The sequence below is a fragment of the Flavobacterium oreochromis genome, assembly GCF_019565455.1.
Classification (GTDB): domain Bacteria; phylum Bacteroidota; class Bacteroidia; order Flavobacteriales; family Flavobacteriaceae; genus Flavobacterium; species Flavobacterium oreochromis.
This window is the reverse complement of sequence record NZ_CP067377.1, coordinates 2,861,827-2,878,482: the sequence shown is the minus strand read 5'-3', so window position 1 is coordinate 2,878,482 and position 16,656 is coordinate 2,861,827. Positions and strand designations below refer to the sequence as shown.

At 31.1% G+C, this 16,656-nt stretch carries 17 protein-coding genes and 2 pseudogenes; 10 read left to right on the top strand and 9 right to left on the bottom strand.

The features are described from left to right. The first annotated feature begins 4 nt into the window (after positions 1 to 4). Positions 5 to 688 carry an SIR2 family NAD-dependent protein deacylase gene (locus tag JJC03_RS13740; protein WP_088398588.1) on the top strand — a complete coding sequence of 228 codons (684 nt, stop codon included), beginning with the start codon at positions 5 to 7 and terminating at the stop codon, positions 686 to 688. Positions 689 to 707: 19 nt separating this feature from the next. On the opposite strand, the gene JJC03_RS13735 is transcribed toward JJC03_RS13740, so the two are convergent. The 9 genes and pseudogenes from JJC03_RS13735 to JJC03_RS13700 all read right to left on the bottom strand — a co-directional run bounded on the left by JJC03_RS13735 (position 708) and on the right by JJC03_RS13700 (position 7,021). Beyond that, entirely contained in the window at positions 708 to 1,646 is a 939-nt protein-coding gene (locus JJC03_RS13735) for an NAD(P)H-dependent flavin oxidoreductase (RefSeq protein ID WP_088398587.1), read from the bottom strand. Positions 1,647 to 1,896: 250 nt separating this feature from the next. Further along, positions 1,897 to 2,187, bottom strand: a complete 291-nt coding sequence (locus JJC03_RS13730; protein WP_235873493.1) for a S8 family serine peptidase — start codon at positions 2,185 to 2,187, stop codon at positions 1,897 to 1,899. Positions 2,188 to 2,309: 122 nt separating this feature from the next. Then, positions 2,310 to 3,035: a S8/S53 family peptidase gene (locus tag JJC03_RS13725; RefSeq protein ID WP_235873492.1), complete on the bottom strand. Its 726-nt coding sequence runs from the start codon at positions 3,033 to 3,035 to the stop codon at positions 2,310 to 2,312. Positions 3,036 to 3,085: 50 nt separating this feature from the next. Next, a pseudogene (locus JJC03_RS18165) lies at positions 3,086 to 3,511 on the bottom strand (tRNA methyl transferase PRC-barrel domain-containing protein); the annotation flags it as partial. 2 nt (positions 3,512 to 3,513) lie between these two features. After that, positions 3,514 to 4,272: a tRNA 2-thiouridine(34) synthase MnmA gene (gene mnmA / locus JJC03_RS18160; protein WP_258931922.1), complete on the bottom strand. Its 759-nt coding sequence runs from the start codon at positions 4,270 to 4,272 to the stop codon at positions 3,514 to 3,516. 95 nt (positions 4,273 to 4,367) lie between these two features. Beyond that, on the bottom strand, positions 4,368 to 5,024 hold the full coding sequence (locus JJC03_RS13715) for a toxin-antitoxin system YwqK family antitoxin (RefSeq protein ID WP_258931920.1): 657 nt from the start codon (positions 5,022 to 5,024) through the stop codon (positions 4,368 to 4,370). 205 nt (positions 5,025 to 5,229) lie between these two features. Next, positions 5,230 to 5,901 (bottom strand): type 1 glutamine amidotransferase domain-containing protein, encoded by a 672-nt coding sequence (locus JJC03_RS13710; RefSeq protein WP_088398583.1) that lies wholly within the window; start codon positions 5,899 to 5,901, stop codon positions 5,230 to 5,232. A 22-nt stretch (positions 5,902 to 5,923) separates the two neighbouring features. Beyond that, positions 5,924 to 6,715, bottom strand: a complete 792-nt coding sequence (locus JJC03_RS13705) for a helix-turn-helix domain-containing protein (protein WP_235873491.1) — start codon at positions 6,713 to 6,715, stop codon at positions 5,924 to 5,926. Positions 6,716 to 6,730: 15 nt separating this feature from the next. Further along, entirely contained in the window at positions 6,731 to 7,021 is a 291-nt protein-coding gene (locus JJC03_RS13700; RefSeq protein ID WP_088398581.1) for a putative quinol monooxygenase, read from the bottom strand. A gap of 169 nt (positions 7,022 to 7,190) precedes the next feature. On the opposite strand from JJC03_RS13700, the gene JJC03_RS13695 reads away from it, so the two are divergent. The 9 genes and pseudogenes from JJC03_RS13695 (at position 7,191) to JJC03_RS13655 (ending at position 16,641) form a co-directional block, all read left to right on the top strand. Beyond that, positions 7,191 to 7,634: a MarR family winged helix-turn-helix transcriptional regulator gene (locus JJC03_RS13695; RefSeq protein ID WP_088398606.1), complete on the top strand. Its 444-nt coding sequence runs from the start codon at positions 7,191 to 7,193 to the stop codon at positions 7,632 to 7,634. A 7-nt stretch (positions 7,635 to 7,641) separates the two neighbouring features. Then, positions 7,642 to 10,031: pseudogene (locus JJC03_RS13690) on the top strand (3-hydroxyacyl-CoA dehydrogenase/enoyl-CoA hydratase family protein). A 35-nt stretch (positions 10,032 to 10,066) separates the two neighbouring features. Then, positions 10,067 to 10,420, top strand: coding sequence for a four helix bundle protein (locus tag JJC03_RS13685; RefSeq protein WP_088398579.1), 354 nt, complete (start codon positions 10,067 to 10,069; stop codon positions 10,418 to 10,420). A gap of 55 nt (positions 10,421 to 10,475) precedes the next feature. Continuing rightward, positions 10,476 to 11,657, top strand: coding sequence for an acetyl-CoA C-acyltransferase (locus tag JJC03_RS13680; RefSeq protein WP_235873490.1), 1,182 nt, complete (start codon positions 10,476 to 10,478; stop codon positions 11,655 to 11,657). Positions 11,658 to 11,815: 158 nt separating this feature from the next. Beyond that, positions 11,816 to 13,612, top strand: coding sequence for an acyl-CoA dehydrogenase FadE (locus JJC03_RS13675; protein WP_088398577.1), 1,797 nt, complete (start codon positions 11,816 to 11,818; stop codon positions 13,610 to 13,612). A 129-nt stretch (positions 13,613 to 13,741) separates the two neighbouring features. Beyond that, positions 13,742 to 14,266, top strand: a complete 525-nt coding sequence (locus JJC03_RS13670) for a DUF8685 domain-containing protein (protein WP_088445063.1) — start codon at positions 13,742 to 13,744, stop codon at positions 14,264 to 14,266. Positions 14,267 to 14,438: 172 nt separating this feature from the next. Beyond that, the gene (locus tag JJC03_RS13665; protein WP_088398575.1) at positions 14,439 to 14,960 is read left to right on the top strand and encodes a superoxide dismutase family protein; all 522 of its coding nucleotides are present in this window, start codon (positions 14,439 to 14,441) and stop codon (positions 14,958 to 14,960) included. Positions 14,961 to 15,285: 325 nt separating this feature from the next. Beyond that, positions 15,286 to 15,966, top strand: a complete 681-nt coding sequence (locus JJC03_RS13660; RefSeq protein ID WP_088398574.1) for a Crp/Fnr family transcriptional regulator — start codon at positions 15,286 to 15,288, stop codon at positions 15,964 to 15,966. Positions 15,967 to 16,050: 84 nt separating this feature from the next. Then, positions 16,051 to 16,641 carry a redoxin domain-containing protein gene (locus tag JJC03_RS13655; protein ID WP_088398573.1) on the top strand — a complete coding sequence of 197 codons (591 nt, stop codon included), beginning with the start codon at positions 16,051 to 16,053 and terminating at the stop codon, positions 16,639 to 16,641. Positions 16,642 to 16,656 lie beyond the last annotated feature (15 nt).

The following is a 16,656-nucleotide window of genomic DNA, read 5'->3' as shown; positions in this document are numbered from 1 at the left end:
ATAAATGAAAAAAAAACTAGTTATTTTAACAGGAGCTGGCATGAGTGCTGAAAGTGGTATTAGCACCTTTCGAGATTCTAATGGATTATGGGAAAACCATGATATCATGGAAGTAGCTTCACCTGAAGGATGGCAAAAAAACCCCGCTTTAGTTTTAGATTTTTACAATAAGCGAAGGGCTCAATTAAAGGAAGTAAATCCAAACAAAGGACATGAAATAATAGCAGAACTAGAAAAAGAGTTTGACGTAGAAATTATAACACAAAATGTAGACAATTTACATGAACGAGCTGGAAGCTCAAAAATCATACATTTACATGGTGAATTAACCAAAGTAAGAAGTACTAAAAATAGTGATTATATAATTAACTGGACAGAAGATTTACACTTAGGCGATTTAGCTCCAGACGGATCACAACTAAGACCTCATATTGTCTGGTTTGGTGAAGCTGTTCCTGGTATAAACCAAGCAATTCCTATACTAGAAAAAGCTGATATTTTAATTATTATTGGAACTTCTTTACAAGTTTATCCAGCAGCTGGACTGATGCATTATACACAAACAAATACGCCTATTTACTATATAGATCCAAAACCAGCTAGTGTCAAAAATTTACAAAATACTATTGAAATAATTCCTTTAAGTGCAAGTGAAGGAATGAAAAAATTGTTAGAAAGAGGGTTATAAATCCCTCTTTCTAACAATTTTACAAACTAACGATTTCATTTTTGGCAAATTCAAACTCTTTTATAATTTCATTTATTATTTCTTGAACTGGCTTTATATCTCTTATTAATCCGGCAATCTGACCAATTTCTAACTCACCTTCTTCCAAATCTCCTTCAAACATACCTCGTTTTGCTCTTGCACGTCCTAGCAATGCTTTTAACTCATCAACTGATGGAGATTTTGTATACAACTCTTGAAGATCATTATAAAACTTATTTTTAATTAAACGTACAGGTGCTAATTCTTTCAAAGTAAGTTGTGTTCCTCCTTCTTCTGTAGTAACTATTGTTTGTTTAAAATTTTCATGAGCAGAACTCTCTACTGAAGCTACAAATCGTGACCCCATTTGTACTCCATCTGCTCCTAAAATCATCGTTGCCAACATACCTCGCCCTGTAGCAATTCCTCCTGCTGCTATTAGTGGAATGCTAATCTGTTCTTTAACCATAGGAATTAAAGTAAGAGTAGTTGACTCTTCACGTCCGTTATGTCCTCCTGCTTCAAAACCTTCTGCCACTATAGCGTCTACTCCTGCTTCTTGTGCTTTTAAAGCAAATTTTGTACTACTTACAACGTGTACAACAATAATTCCTTTTTCTTTCAAGAAAGAAGTCCACGTCTTAGGATTTCCTGCTGAAGTAAAAACTATTTTTACACCTTCTTCTACTATTATTTGCATTATCTCTTCTATATTCGGATAAAGCATAGGTACATTTACCCCGAAAGGTTTATCTGTAGACTGCTTACATTTTTGAATATGCTCACGAAGAACATCTGGGTACATAGAACCTGCTCCTATCAATCCTAAACCACCAGCATTGCTTACAGCACTAGCTAATTTATAACCTGAATTCCAAATCATTCCTCCTTGAATAATTGGATATTTAATTCCAAATAGTGATGTTATTTTATTCAAAATATTTAATTTTTAATTAATTTCCTTTGTACTTTTTTATAGAATTTAGTATTATAACATGGTAAATACCCTGATTTAAATGACTTAAATTTATTTTCTATATTATATTATTTATCAAAACGTTATTAAGAACGAATTACCCTAAATCAGTAGAAATTTTTAGTTCTGAATTAATAGCATCTAAAAATATTTCACAAGTAATACTATCCGTTGTTGAATTTAGTTCTATTTTTAATTTTTCTGATTCAAATTAAATTATCTTCAACACATTATCAAACATATCACAATTAAAAAAAGAAGTTCCCATCGCCATAAGATCTGACTTAATATGATTATCAGCTGTAGTCCCTATTCTAGTATAACTTGATAAGATACGAGAGGAATCAAGTACTCTTACAGTAACCGTATTTTTTGCATCTGCTGGTGTACTTATATGAGATTCTAACATCAAGCTTCTTTTACCTATTGAAATCACACACCTAGTTCCTTTTAAAAAAGTAGTATCTACTGCTCTACTAGCAACAGATGTTTTACTATTCATATGTGCACATTCATAACTATGATTTGGGGTATCAGAATCAAAATTGTCTAAGAAAAAATTAATAACATCTACTCCTAAACGATCAGCTTCTTCTGTTACTTCTACCCAATTAGATGACCCAATTACTTTTCTATAACAACATCTGAAGTAATTTTTATCAAATTAGTAGTATTAGCTCCTATAATAGATAATACACTTGTATCATCTAAATGAGCTATATAAAAATAATTAGAATCAGTTACAAAGTCATAGCCTCTTAGAATTAAATTTAGGTAACGTAAATTTGCAAAGGAAGCTGTAGTATTTACACTAGGAAAACCAGCATCAAAGATTGCCATGATTTTTCCAGCATCTGTATAATTTTGTTGATGTAAGATATGTCCTTTTAACATCTGAATTTGAGTTTCAGAATTACCATAATTACATGCCTTTTTTGATGTATTCATGGCTAACTTTCCTTCTAACAAAACTGTTTTATTTTGAGAATTTAATTTAGTATTTAAAACATGGTTAATATACTGAACATAATCTACAAAAGAGAGATTTGATAAAGCAGCCATATCAACTTGTGTTCCTCTTACATGTAAATAATTTAACCATTTTGATTTAACTAAAACAATGATCCTAGGAGGCATTGTTATTTGATTTACATAGGGCTTATCTATAGATACATCTTGAACGATTCCTTGTACGTGTGGTTTATCTAGGGAACGCTGTGTTAATTCTGAAAGTGGATCAGATAGAAAAGCAGGAGCATTTGGTTTATCTTTTAAAAAAAAACATGCTTCTTCTTCTTGAGCAAAGAAAAAATTTGAAATAAACAAAAAAACTAAAATTTTTTCTATCATGATCTTTGTGTACTTTTAATTTCAAATATACACAAAAAAGTTTTTGCAAATTAAGCTATTACTCCTGAACCAATAAGCTCTTCTCCTATATGCCAAGAGACAAATTGCCCTTGAGTTATAGCTGACATAGGCTCTTCAAATTCTACATACATACCTGATTCAAATTGATGTAAGGTTGCATTTTTAAGTTCTTGACGATAACGAATACGTGCTTTTACTTGCATCTTATGACCTACATTTAAAGCTAAATCAGTACGAATCCAATGAATTTCATCTTTAGCTACAAATAAGGCTTTTTTAAATAAGCCTGGATGAGTATTCCCTTGACCTGTATAAATAGCATTATGTTCTATATCAGTAGCTATTATAAATAAAGGATTTTTAGTTCCTCCTATATTGAGTCCTTTTCGTTGACCAATTGTATAATAATGGGCTCCTTGGTGTTTTCCTAGTAGTTTTCCCATTTCAGGTGTATATTTTATATTAGAAGCCTCAAATTGCAACCGTTCTTCTTCTGTAGCGAATTGAGGTTTAGGCAAGCTATAAATTTCGTTTGTAGCAGGAATTTCATAGACAGAACCTTCTTTTGGTTGTAACTGTTGTTGTAAAAATTCAGGTAAACGAACTTTTCCAATAAAACACAATCCTTGAGAATCTTTTTTTCTGCTGTAATTAATTCCATTTTAGCAGCAATTTCTCTTACTTGTGGTTTTGTTAATTCTCCAATAGGAAATAATGCTTTTGACAATTGTTCTTGAGATAGTTGACATAAAAAATAAGATTGATCTTTATTTCCATCTATACCTGCTAATAATTGATAAATAGGTTGTTCTTTTACTTGAATTTCTGATTTACGACAATAATGTCCAGTAGCTACATAATCAGCTCCTAAAGACATGGCTATTTTAAGGAAAACATCAAATTTAATTTCTCGATTACACAATACGTCAGGATTAGGTGTACGTCCTTTCTCATATTCTGCAAACATATAATCTACAATTTTTTCTTTGTACTGTTCACTTAGATCAACTGTTTGAAAAGGAATTCCTAATTTTTGCGCTACTAACAAAGCATCATTACTGTCTTCTAGCCAAGGACATTCGTTAGAAATCGTTACAGAATCATCATGCCAGTTTTTCATAAACAGTCCAATTACATCATAGCCTTGCTCTTTTAATAAATAAGCAGCCACACTTGAATCTACTCCACCTGATAAACCTACGACAACTCTTTTCATTTGTTTTTTATTTTTAGCCTGCAAAGTTAATTATTTCTTTTTAATCAATGAAGGCTTCTTGTAACCGTTAATTGTATCCGTATTTATTTCTTTAATTAAATTTTTATTAGAATCAAAATATTTCCAAAGGCCTTTTTCTTACCTTCTTTGTATTGTCCTTGAATCAAGACTACTCCATTGTCTTCAAAGACTTTATAATCACCGTGCATAAAACCTTGTAAAAATAGAGCTTCTTCTTTTAGAGTACCTCCTTTAGAATATATTTTAGAAATTCCATTCTTAACGCCGTTTTTATACATTACTTCTTCTGCTAACACACCATCAGTAAAAAATACTTTTTTATTACCTTCTACTCTGTCGTCTATGTAATTTTCAATACACATTACCGCATTTAGACCTTTATGATAATACTTCCATATACCTTGACGTAGTTTATTAACAACTTTTCCTTCGCTTACTTTTAATCCATTTTCATCAAAAAAAATAGTATAAGCACCTCCTTTTCCATCAAATTCACGTGTGGCTTTTAAACTTTTTTTATCATTATCAGCAAAATATTTAAAAACTCCTATTTCTACACCGTTTTTAAAATTACCTTCGTAACGTATTCTATTCGATCCTTGGTAATATCCTTTCCAAAAACCAATACGCTCTCCTTTGTCGTTAGTTTGATTTTCTAAATCTTTTTTTATTTGGGAAAAAACACTAGCTGAACTTAAATAAAGAACAATAAATAACTTATAAATTTTCATCTTTTTACTTTAAAAATAAAACTCAAAATTATTGGTTTTATTTCGTAAACAAAAAAATAAAACCAATTTTAATCTAAAAAGATATGCTTCTTTTTACATTTTTTTAGGTAAGAATATAAATAATGTATTTACTAAAATAAAAAGGTATAATACCTTAATTTTTTTTTAAGATATTATACCAAGAGTTATGGAGAGTGGATAAAAATTAAGACAATAATTGAAGTATAGCTTCTCCTACTCCTTTAGCTGAAGCTGGATTTTGACCTGTAACAACTCTTTGATCTACAGTGATATGTTTTTCCCATAAACCAGATTTTTCAAAAATAGCACCTCTTTCAACTAATTTAGTTTCAAGCATATAAGGAACTACATTTTCTAATTTTATAGAAATTTCTTCATCGTTTGTAAATGAGTTTATTTTTTTACCATCTACTAAATATTTACCATTGCTTAGCTTAATATTTACTAATCCAGAAGGACCGTGACATATACCTCCTACGATACCGTTATTTTCGTAAATTTTTGCTGCTATTTCTGCTAATTCAACATTATCTGCAAAATCCCACATGGTTCCATGACCTCCAATGTAAACAATAACAGAATAATCATTTACATTAACTTCTGATGGTTTTAAAGTATTATGTACTTTGTGGTTATAAGTTACATCATTCCAAAATCTAGCATTAATAGGATCTTCAAGATCAAACCCTTCAACAGGAGCAATTCCTCCTTTAGGGCTCACAAAGTCTACTTCATAACCAGCATCTACTAGAACTTCCCAACAATGACTTACTTCTGATAAATAATAACCTGTTGCTTCTCCTGTGCTACCTTTAACATTGTGACTTGTTAAAACAAATAAAATTTTTGTATTCATAGTTTATATAATTTATTTTTTATTATTTAAGACTTTCAAAATAATAATGAACATTATTTTTATTAAAATATTCTTTAGGTGTCATTCCTATAAATTCTTTAAAGTCTTTATTAAAATGACTCTGATCATAATAACCAAATTCAAGAGAATCTATCAAGTTCCCTTCTGAGAGATGAATTGATTTAATTGTTTTTTCAAGACGTACAAGCTTTTGAAAAACTTTAGGACTAACACCAAAACTTTCTTTAAAATTTCGCTCAAATGTTCGTTTTGAAAAACTTGAATAATCTGATAAATCAGTTATTCTTATATCTCTATATTCTTCATAAATTTTTTGATTAAAATAATCCCAGTTAACTATTTCTTGTTTTTTAAAATTAAACAACAACTGAATTAGAAAACTTTCAATCAATTTTATTTTACCTGATATCGCTTCTTCATCTAAAAATATTTTTTGAAATTCTTTAAAATCATTTCCCCAAATATCTTCAGCGGTAACAAATTGATTCGTTATTTCATAATATGGTATAGTCGAAAAATGTCTAAACATTCCTGATTTAAATCGAACTGCTATAAATTCTCCTTTTGGCACACTTTTTTTACCTAATATTTGTCTTGGACAAATAAGGTATGAGTCTCCTAACTCAGGTTTTAAATCAAAAATATTATCACCAAAATGAAAAAAAGATCTAAACCTGTACCAGGTAAAAAAAAAAGGAAAAGGATCTTTATTATGATATGTATTATCATCATAAAAATATCTATCTATATAAGGTTGTAATTCAATGGAAGGTTTTATTGACCATTTAGCCATATATACATTTTCAATTTATTTATTATCAAAATAAGATTTCACAATAGGTTCTTGTCTTAACATTGGAGTTAATTTTCTTATAAATTCTTTATAATAATCTGTATTTAAATGAAATTCAAAAGCTTCTGAATCTAAAAATTCTTCAACAAAAATAAAACTAGATTGATCATTATACTCATTATATAAAGTATATGAAATATTACCTTTTTCTTTTTTTGTATTTTCTATCATTATTTTAGCCATTTCTAAAAAAAGTGATATGTATTGATTCTCAACTTTTATCTTAACCGTTACATTTTTACTCATATCCGCTATTTATTAATTTAATTTTAAAAACTATTATAAATCTAGACTTATTTTCTGAGACAAAATTATTTCTTTTCTATGATTAAAAATTGTAAAAAAGCGACATGAAAAAGAAAAAATAATATGCGCGCATATTATTTTTTTCGTATATTTGAATTTTAGAATCCAAATGAAAGATAAAACAATAGATTATTTGCTTAGAACTACTTGGCAAGCCGTTTCTAGAATGTATAACGAAGAAGCTGCTAAATATGGGGGTTCTATGGCAATTGGTTTTGCTCTTTTAAGTATAGATAAAGAAGAAGGAACTCCTTCTACCAGTGTAAGTGCTCGTATGGGAATGGAAGCAACCAGTCTTACCAGAACCTTAAAATCATTAGAAGAAAAAGGTCTAATTGAAAGGAAGCCAAACCCTAAAGATGGAAGAGGTGTTCTCATTTATCTTACTAAAGAAGGCAGATTAAAAAGAGAGCTATCTAAACAAACCGTTCTTAAATTTAATGAAACAATTAAAGAGCACATTAATGACGAAAAACTAGTGCACTTTATTGAAGTTTCAGAAACTATAAATGAATTAATACAAGATAAAAAAATATTCAATCAACCAGAGTAATTAGAAAATGAAGAGAACAATTAAAAAAGTTGCTGTAGTTGGTTCAGGGATTATGGGTTCAGGAATTGCCTGCCATTTTGCTAATATTGGAGTAGAAGTCTTACTACTTGATATTGTACCTCGTGAACTTACAGAAGCAGAACAAAAAAAAGGTTTAACACTAGAAAGTAAAGTGGTAAGAAACCGAATTGTAAATGATAGTTTAACAAACGCGTTAAAATCTAAACCTTCACCAATTTATCACCCGAAATTTGCTGATCGTATCACAACAGGAAATTTAACAGATGATATCTCAAAAATTAAAGATGTAGATTGGGTTATTGAAGTAGTTGTTGAAAGATTAGACATTAAAAAATCAGTTTTTGAACAAATTGATACATTCAGAAAACCAGGAACTCTTGTTACTTCTAATACTTCTGGTATTCCTATCAATTTCATGAACGAAGGACGCAGTGAAGACTTCCAAAAACATTTCTGCGGAACACATTTTTTCAACCCTGCACGTTATTTAAAATTATTTGAAATTATTCCAGGTCCTAAAACTTCTCAAGAAGTATTGGATTTCTTAAATAATTATGGTGAACAATTCTTAGGAAAAACTTCTGTAGTAGCTAAAGATACACCAGCATTCATTGGTAACCGTATTGGTATCTTCGGAATCATGAGCTTATTCCATCAAGTAAAAGAAATGGGATTAACTATTGAAGAAGTTGATAAATTAACAGGACCGGTAATCGGTCGTCCTAAATCAGCTACTTTCCGTACAGTTGACGTAGTAGGATTAGATACTTTAGTACACGTTGCTAATGGTATTTATGAGAATTGCCCTAATGACGAAGCCCACCATTTATTTAAATTACCTGATTTCATCAATACTATGATGGAAAATAAATGGTTAGGAAGCAAAACAAAACAAGGTTTTTACAAAAAGAAGGTAAAGATATTCTATCATTAGACTTAAATACATTAGAATACCGTACAAATAAAAAAGCGTCATTTACAACACTTGAAATGACTAAAACAATCGAAAAACCTATCGATAGATTCAAAGTATTAGTAAAAGGAACAGACAAAGCAGGTGAATTTTACCGTAAAAACTTCTCTGCAATGTTTGCTTATGTATCTAACAGAGTTCCTGAAATTACTGATGATTTCTACAAAATTGACGATGCTATGAAAGCCGGTTTTGGATGGGAAAATGGTCCATTTGAAATTTGGGATGCTATTGGTGTTGAAAAAGGTATCGAAATGATGCAAACAGAAGGCTATACTCCTGCTTCTTGGGTAACGGATATGTTAGCTGCTGGTAGCACTTCATTCTATACAGTAAAAGAGGGGGCTACAAATTACTACAATACAACTTCTAAATCTCAAGTAAAAGTTCCTGGTCAGGATGCCTTTATTATCTTAAACAATATTAGAGAATCTAAAAAAGTTTGGGGTAATGCAGATAGTACTATCCACCATTTAGGTGATGGTATTTTAAATTTAGAATTCCATTCAAAAATGAATTCTATAGGCGGTGGCGTATTACAAGGTATCAACAAAGCTATCGATTTAGCTGAAAAAGAATACAACGGGTTAGTAATTGGTAACCAAGGAACTAATTTCTCAGTAGGAGCTAACATCGGTATGATCTTTATGATGGCTGTTGAGCAAGAATACGATGAATTAAACTTAGCAATCAAAATGTTCCAAGACACGATGATGCGTGCTCGTTATTCTTCCATTCCAGTTGTAGTAGCTCCTCACGGAATGACTTTAGGTGGTGGTTGCGAGCTTTCAATGCACGCTGACAAAGTAGTTGCTGCTGCTGAAACGTACATCGGTTTAGTTGAATTTGGTGTAGGTGTTATCCCTGGTGGAGGTGGCTCTAAAGAAATGGCTTTACGTGCTGCTGATACGTTCCGTAAAAATGACGTTGAATTAAACGTTTTACAAGAATACTTCTTAACCATTGGTATGGCAAAAGTAGCGACTTCTGCGTATGAAGCCTTTGATTTAGGTATTTTACAAAAAGGTAAAGACGTAGTAGTAGTTAACAAAGACCGTCAAATTGCAGAAGCTAAAAAACACGCTTTATTAATGGCTGAAGCTGGATATACACAACCTGTACGTCGTAAAGACATCAAAGTTTTAGGTAAACAAGCTTTAGGTATGTTCTTAGTTGGTACTGACCAAATGGTAGCTGGACAATATATTTCTGAACACGACCAAAAAATCGCAAATAAATTAGCTTACGTAATGGCTGGTGGAGATTTATCAGAACCAACTTTAGTAACTGAGCAATATTTATTAGACCTTGAAAGAGAAGCTTTCTTATCTCTTTGTACAGAAAGAAAAACATTGGAGCGTATCCAATTTATGTTAACTAAAGGAAAACCGTTACGTAACTAAATTGTATAAAGTATATTGCAAAATTGTATAAAGCTATGAATTACTTTAAAGAATTAAAAGTTTGGCAAAAAGCCATTGATTTAGTAACTGAAACTTATCTTAAAACTCAAAAATTTCCGAAAGAAGAAGTATATGGATTAACTTCTCAAATGAGAAGATGCGCCATTTCAATTCCTTCAAACATTGCAGAAGGATGTGGAAGAAGAACGGAAAAAGATTTCAATAATTTTCTTGGAATTGCTTTAGGATCATCTTTCGAATTTGAAACGCAATTAATAATATGTAAAAATTTGAATTTCATACAAATTGAAGACTTTAAATTCTTAGAATCTGAAATTCAGCATATACAAAACATGATTATAAAATTGCAATCTTCCTTAAAGGTTTAATAGCAAATTACATTATACAATTTACAGTTTTACATTATACAAAAACAACAAGACAATGAAAACAGCATATATAGTAAAAGGATATAGAACAGCAGTAGGTAAAGCACCTAAGGGACTGTTCCGTTTTAAAAGACCTGATGAACTGGCAGCAGAAACCATCGATTATATGATGGCACAGTTACCAGGTTTTGACAAAACAAGAATTGATGACGTGATGGTAGGTAACGCAATGCCAGAGGCTGAGCAAGGTCTTAACGTAGGTCGTTTAATTTCATTAATGGGATTAAAAGTAACTGACGTTCCTGGTGTAACTGTAAACCGTTACTGTGCATCTGGTTTAGAAACTATTGGTATGGCAACCGCTAAAATCCAATCAGGAATGGCACATTGTATCATTGCTGGTGGTGCAGAAAGTATGAGCTATATCCCAATGGGCGGTTACAAACCAACTCCTGATTATAAAGTAGCAGCGGCTGGTAATGAAGATTACTACTGGGGAATGGGTTTAACTGCTGAAGCTGTTGCAAAACAATTCAACATTTCTCGTGCTGATCAAGATGAGTTTGCTTATCAATCGCACATGAAAGCTCTAAAAGCACAAGCAGAAGGAAAATTTGATAATCAAATTGCTCCTATTACGGTTGACCAAACATTTATCAATGAAGCGGGTAAAAAAGAAACAAAATCATACGTAGTAACTAAAGATGAAGGACCACGTGCAGGAACTTCTGTAGAAGCATTAGCAGGACTAAGACCTGTATTTGCTGCAGATGGATCCGTTACAGCTGGTAACTCTTCACAAATGAGTGATGGTGCTGCTTTCGTATTGATCATGAGCGAAGAAATGGTAAAAGAATTAAACCTTGAACCAATCGCACGTTTAGTAAACTTTGCATCAGCAGGTGTAGAACCAAGAATTATGGGGATTGGTCCTGTAAAAGCAATTCCAAAAGCAGTTCAACAAGCAGGTTTAAAAATTTCTGATATCGAATTATTCGAATTAAATGAAGCTTTTGCTGCACAATCATTAGCTGTAATTCGTGAATTAGATCTTAACCCTGAAATCATCAACATAAATGGAGGAGCTATTGCATTAGGTCACCCTCTAGGTTGTACAGGAGCTAAACTTTCAGTTCAGCTATTTGACGAAATGAAACGTCGTGGTAACAAATACGGAATGGTAACGATGTGTGTAGGTACTGGACAAGGAACTGCGGGTATATTTGAAGTGTTATAAGCCTCCTCCAGCCCCTCCAAAGGAGGGGAGCAAATAGAAACGTTCATTAAAATTGTATAACATAAACTTTTTCAATTCACTTTAGAAATCAAAAAGTATTTAAAACCCTACTTACCCCCTAGTAGGAGTTCCCCCTTCGGGGGTTAGGGGGCAGACTTATGGAAGATATTACAAGAGGAGGTCAATTCCTTGTTAAAGAAACAAAATGTGAAAACGTTTTTACTCCAGAAGATTTTTCTGAGGAGCAAATCATGATGCGTGATTCTATAAAAGAATTCGTTGATAAAGAATTATGGGCTCAAAAACCAAGATTTGAGAAAAAAGACTACGCTTATACTGAAGAAGTTATGCGTAAAGCAGGTGAACTTGGTTTCCTAGGCGTAGCAGTTCCTGAAGCTTACGGAGGTTTAGGAATGGGATTTGTATCTACTATGCTAACTTGTGATTACATTTCTGGAGCAACTGGATCTTTCTCAACTGCTTTTGGTGCACACACCGGTATTGGTACTATGCCAATTACTTTATATGGTACAGAAGAACAACGTTTAAAATATGTACCTAAATTAGCTTCAGGCGAATGGTTTGGTGCTTACTGTTTAACAGAGCCCGGAGCAGGATCAGATGCTAATTCAGGAAAAACAAAAGCGGAATTAGCTGCTGATGGCAAAACATACAAAATCAATGGACAAAAAATGTGGATCTCTAATGCAGGTTTCTGTAATTTAATGATCGTTTTTGCTCGTATTGAAGATGATAAAAATATCACTGGTTTTATTGTTGAGTATGATCCAGCAAATCCTAACGGAATTACTTTAGGTGAAGAAGAGCACAAATTAGGTATTCGTTCTTCTTCTACTCGTCAAGTTTTCTTCAACGATACAGTCGTACCAGTTGAAAATATGTTAGCAGGTCGTGGAGAAGGATTTAAAATTGCTATGAATGCTTTAAACGTAGGTCGTATTAAATTAGCAGCTGCTTGTTTAGATGCACAACGTCGTACGATTACAGAAGCAGTAAAATATGCAAATGAAAGAATCCAATTTAAAACACCTATCGCTAACTTTGGTGCTATTCAAGCTAAATTAGCGAATATGGCTACTAATGCTTATATTGATGAAGCAGCTTCTTACCGCGCTGCTAAAGATATTGAAACGAGAATTCAATTACGTGAAGCAGAAGGCAAATCACACCAAGAAGCTGAATTAAAAGGAGTGGAAGAATTTGCTATTGAATGTTCTATCCTAAAAGTAGCTGTTTCTGAAGACGTACAAAGCTGTACTGACGAAGGAATCCAAATTTTTGGTGGTATGGGATTCTCTGAAGAAACTCCTATGGAATCAGCTTGGAGAGATGCTCGTATTGCACGTATCTACGAAGGAACAAACGAAATCAACCGTATGTTATCAGTAGGTATGTTAATCAAAAAAGCGATGAAAGGTCAAGTGGATTTATTAGGACCTGCAATGAAAGTTGCTGAAGAATTAATGGGTATTCCTGATTTCAATATTCCTGATTACACAGAATTATTTGCTGAAGAAAAAGAATTAATCGGCAAATTGAAAAAAGCATTTTTAATGGTAGCAGGATCTGCTGTACAAAAATTTGGTCCAGATTTAGAGAAGCACCAACAATTACTAATGGCTGCTTCAGATATGTTAATTGAAATTTACATGGCTGAATCAGGAATTTTACGTACAGAAAAATTAGCTAAAGCTAAAGGTGCTGAAAATATAAAAGAACAAATTGCAATGGCGCAATTATACTTATATCAAGCTGTAGACATCGTTTCTCAAAAAGGAAAAGAAGGAATTGTTTCTTTTGCTGAAGGAGATGAGCAACGTATGATGTTAATGGGATTACGCCGTTTTACAAAATATACCAATATGCCAAATGTAGTAGCATTACGCGAAACAATTACTGCAAAAATGATTGCAGAAAATGGATATTGCTATTAAGCCTTTAAATTTTAATTAGTTTGGTTAAAAAGGTCACTAAATTTATATAGTGGCCTTTTTTTATTAAACTTTTCTCTATATTTAACAAAAACAAGCTAAAGTAACACATTAATTCTTAATTTATTTATTATGAAATTATTAGGCATCGGATCTAGAATAAATCATCCTCAATACGGTAAGGGAGTTATTACCAATGTATCTTCTAAAGACTATTGGGTTACATTTATTGATAGTGGACTCGAAACCATTTCAATAGATAGTACTTTTGATATTATTGAAGAAACCACCAACGAAGTAGATACAATTAGTTTTTATGATGTTGAGCAAAGTCTATTATCTATTTTAAAAAAATGGAATGGATTAGGTGAGCCCGTTGCTATAGGTGATAAGTGGAAAGGTGGTACTATGAAATTAATTCCTAATCAGGCTGGATTACAAGGAAAAGATATTCCTATTGATACCTTTTTCCATAAAATTGTTATGCTACGAGATCGTCTTCGTGTAATGGAGCAAAAAATTAATGCTAGTAAATTAGAAGAAATTGAAAAAATTGAATTACAACAATATATAACACGTATTTATGGTACATTAACTACATTTAATGTATTATTCAAATCGCAAAAGGATCAATTTATAGGTGAAAAATCTAAATAGCTTTTTGTTTAACTTATATTTATATAAATTTTAACTATCATTAACAGTAAAATGATTGTTTCTATATTTTAAATTTGCAATATGATACCTTTCTATTTTCTACAATAGGAAATCATTCTAAAAGTATTAAATAAAATACTTTTAATCTTTAATCATAAACATCTTTAAAATAATGAAAAAAACAATTGCATTTAGTCTTTTCATGTTGGCAATATATGGTAGCTGTCAAAGTTCACATATTACTAAAAATGAAATAAAAGTTGAACTTACTTCAAAAAGTGATAGTAAAGTAACTGGTACCGCTATATTTTCAGAAAAAAATGGTATCATCACAATGGTAGCAAATATGAATGGATTAACTCCTGGAGAACATGCTATTCATTTACATGAAAAAGCAGATTGTTCTGCTCCTGATGGTACTTCAACAGGCGGACACTGGAACCCTACTTTTAAAAAACATGGTAAATGGGGTCAAGCTGAATACCATAGAGGTGATATAGGAAACTTTACTGCTGATGCAAATGGCAATGCAGTGGTGAATTTTGCTACTGACGAGTGGTGTATTGGTTGCGGTGATCCTGCCAGAGATATAACAGGTAAAGGTTTAATCATCCATAAAGGTGTTGATGATTTTACAACACAACCAACCGGTAATGCTGGAGGTCGAATTGCTTGTGCTGGTATCTTAAAATAATTTTCTTAATTCTTGGCAGTTTTAAAAACTGTCAAGAATTAAAACAAAAATAATTTCTCCTTTTTTACACCTTCTTATACTTCCCTATTTTATTTGAAATAATTACAATCTAGGATCTTTAGCAATAAAATACTTTTAAATTATCTGTAATAATAAATTAAAAATACATTTAATAGTAAAAAAGTATTAGATCTATGATACTACTACTTTAAAAAAATAAAGCCTTCATTTTTTAAATTGAATAAAATAAAATAAACACAAAATTTTGTTAATCCCTCTACTTTTCTAACACAATTGCTTAATTTTAACATTCAATCTCAGATATATGTATGAAGAATTAAAATATTGGTATTTAAGAGATCATAAACTTTTCAGAACCTTAAGTATGTCACAACTTAAGCAGTTATGTATCATCGTTGGCTTTAAAAAAGCTAAAAAAGGTGAAATTATTTATTTCTCTGATTCTGAAACACCTCGTGTTTTTTTATTAAAAAAAGGAAGTATAAAAATTGTAGCTATAGATCAAGAAGGTAATGAAACCATAAAGGATATTATACAAAAAGGAGATCTTTTTGGAGAATTAACCTTAGAACCTGATAAAACATCTAATGAATTAGCAATAGCACTTACAGAAGAAGTATCAATATGTAGTTTTTTATTATCTGATTTTGAAAATTTAATGCTCAAACATCCTGATTTAGCACTAAGTTACATGAAGTTTGTAGGTCTCAAACTAAAAAGAATTAAAAACAATTATTCAAATCTTATGTCTAAAGACGCTAAAACCCGTCTTAAAACATTTTTACTAGATTGGTCTGAAAAAGAAGGAAAAAAAGAAGGAGATAATATAACGTTAGAGAATTATTTAACTCAAACTGATATCGCTCAAATTATTTGTACATCTAGACCTACAGCTACTAAATTATTAATAGAATTAGAAGAAGAAGGTCTTATTTTATATACCCGTAAAGAAATTATTATTCCCAATATTAATCTTTTACAATAAATTTTAGCCTTTTGTAAACTACCTTACAAAATACATTTTTCAACCCTCTTAATTTTACACTATAACAATAAAATAAAGAGAATTATGAAAAATGTATTTTTTTATTTACTACTTTTTCCTTTAACGCTTTTAGGCCAAAAGAATATAGCAACTTCTGCTACAGAAATTAGTCCAATTTTAATTGGCGAGACTCTTCCTAATGCAAAAATTCAAAAAACAGACAGTAGTTTTGTTTCTACACATACTGTTATAAACAAAAAGAAAACGGTATTAATTGTATATCGTGGCGGATGGTGTCCTTATTGTAATGTACATTTAGGTAATATTGGAGCAGTAGAAAATGATATTGTTAAATTAGGGTATCAAATAATTGCTATCAGTCCTGATTCACCTGAATCTTTAATGAAAACTTCTGAAAAAGACAAGCTTAAATATACTCTTTATTCTGATAGCAAAGGAGATTTATTAACAGCTATGGGAATTACTTATGAAGCCCCTCTAAATTATAAATCTGTAATTAGTAAAGGATCTAACATGGTAAATAAAAATTTCTTACCTGTATCCTCATTGTTCGTAATAAATGAAGATAATAAAGTAATTTTTGAATATATAGCTCCTGACTATAAACATCGAATTTCTGAAAAATTATTATTAAACGTATTAAAAAATTTATAATTTAAAAAACGAAAC

Excerpts from the sequence above, each read along its gene's own strand:
- JJC03_RS13680 (WP_235873490.1), top strand. The coding sequence starts at position 10,476 with ATGAAAACAGCATATATAGTAAAAGGATATAGAACAGCAGTAGGTAAA.
- JJC03_RS13665 (WP_088398575.1), top strand. The coding sequence starts at position 14,439 with ATGAAAAAAACAATTGCATTTAGTCTTTTCATGTTGGCAATATATGGT.
- JJC03_RS13705 (WP_235873491.1), bottom strand. The coding sequence starts at position 6,715 with ATGGCTAAATGGTCAATAAAACCTTCCATTGAATTACAACCTTATATA.
- JJC03_RS13725 (WP_235873492.1), bottom strand. The coding sequence starts at position 3,035 with ATGATAGAAAAAATTTTAGTTTTTTTGTTTATTTCAAATTTTTTCTTT.
- JJC03_RS13655 (WP_088398573.1), top strand. The coding sequence starts at position 16,051 with ATGAAAAATGTATTTTTTTATTTACTACTTTTTCCTTTAACGCTTTTA.
- JJC03_RS13660 (WP_088398574.1), top strand. The coding sequence starts at position 15,286 with ATGTATGAAGAATTAAAATATTGGTATTTAAGAGATCATAAACTTTTC.
- JJC03_RS13710 (WP_088398583.1), bottom strand. The coding sequence starts at position 5,901 with ATGAATACAAAAATTTTATTTGTTTTAACAAGTCACAATGTTAAAGGT.
- JJC03_RS13675 (WP_088398577.1), top strand. The coding sequence starts at position 11,816 with ATGGAAGATATTACAAGAGGAGGTCAATTCCTTGTTAAAGAAACAAAA.
- JJC03_RS13730 (WP_235873493.1), bottom strand. The coding sequence starts at position 2,187 with ATGAATAGTAAAACATCTGTTGCTAGTAGAGCAGTAGATACTACTTTT.
- JJC03_RS13740 (WP_088398588.1), top strand. The coding sequence starts at position 5 with ATGAAAAAAAAACTAGTTATTTTAACAGGAGCTGGCATGAGTGCTGAA.
- JJC03_RS13715 (WP_258931920.1), bottom strand. The coding sequence starts at position 5,024 with ATGAAAATTTATAAGTTATTTATTGTTCTTTATTTAAGTTCAGCTAGT.
- JJC03_RS13695 (WP_088398606.1), top strand. The coding sequence starts at position 7,191 with ATGAAAGATAAAACAATAGATTATTTGCTTAGAACTACTTGGCAAGCC.
- JJC03_RS13670 (WP_088445063.1), top strand. The coding sequence starts at position 13,742 with ATGAAATTATTAGGCATCGGATCTAGAATAAATCATCCTCAATACGGT.
- JJC03_RS13685 (WP_088398579.1), top strand. The coding sequence starts at position 10,067 with ATGAATTACTTTAAAGAATTAAAAGTTTGGCAAAAAGCCATTGATTTA.
- mnmA (WP_258931922.1), bottom strand. The coding sequence starts at position 4,272 with ATGAAAAGAGTTGTCGTAGGTTTATCAGGTGGAGTAGATTCAAGTGTG.
- JJC03_RS13700 (WP_088398581.1), bottom strand. The coding sequence starts at position 7,021 with ATGAGTAAAAATGTAACGGTTAAGATAAAAGTTGAGAATCAATACATA.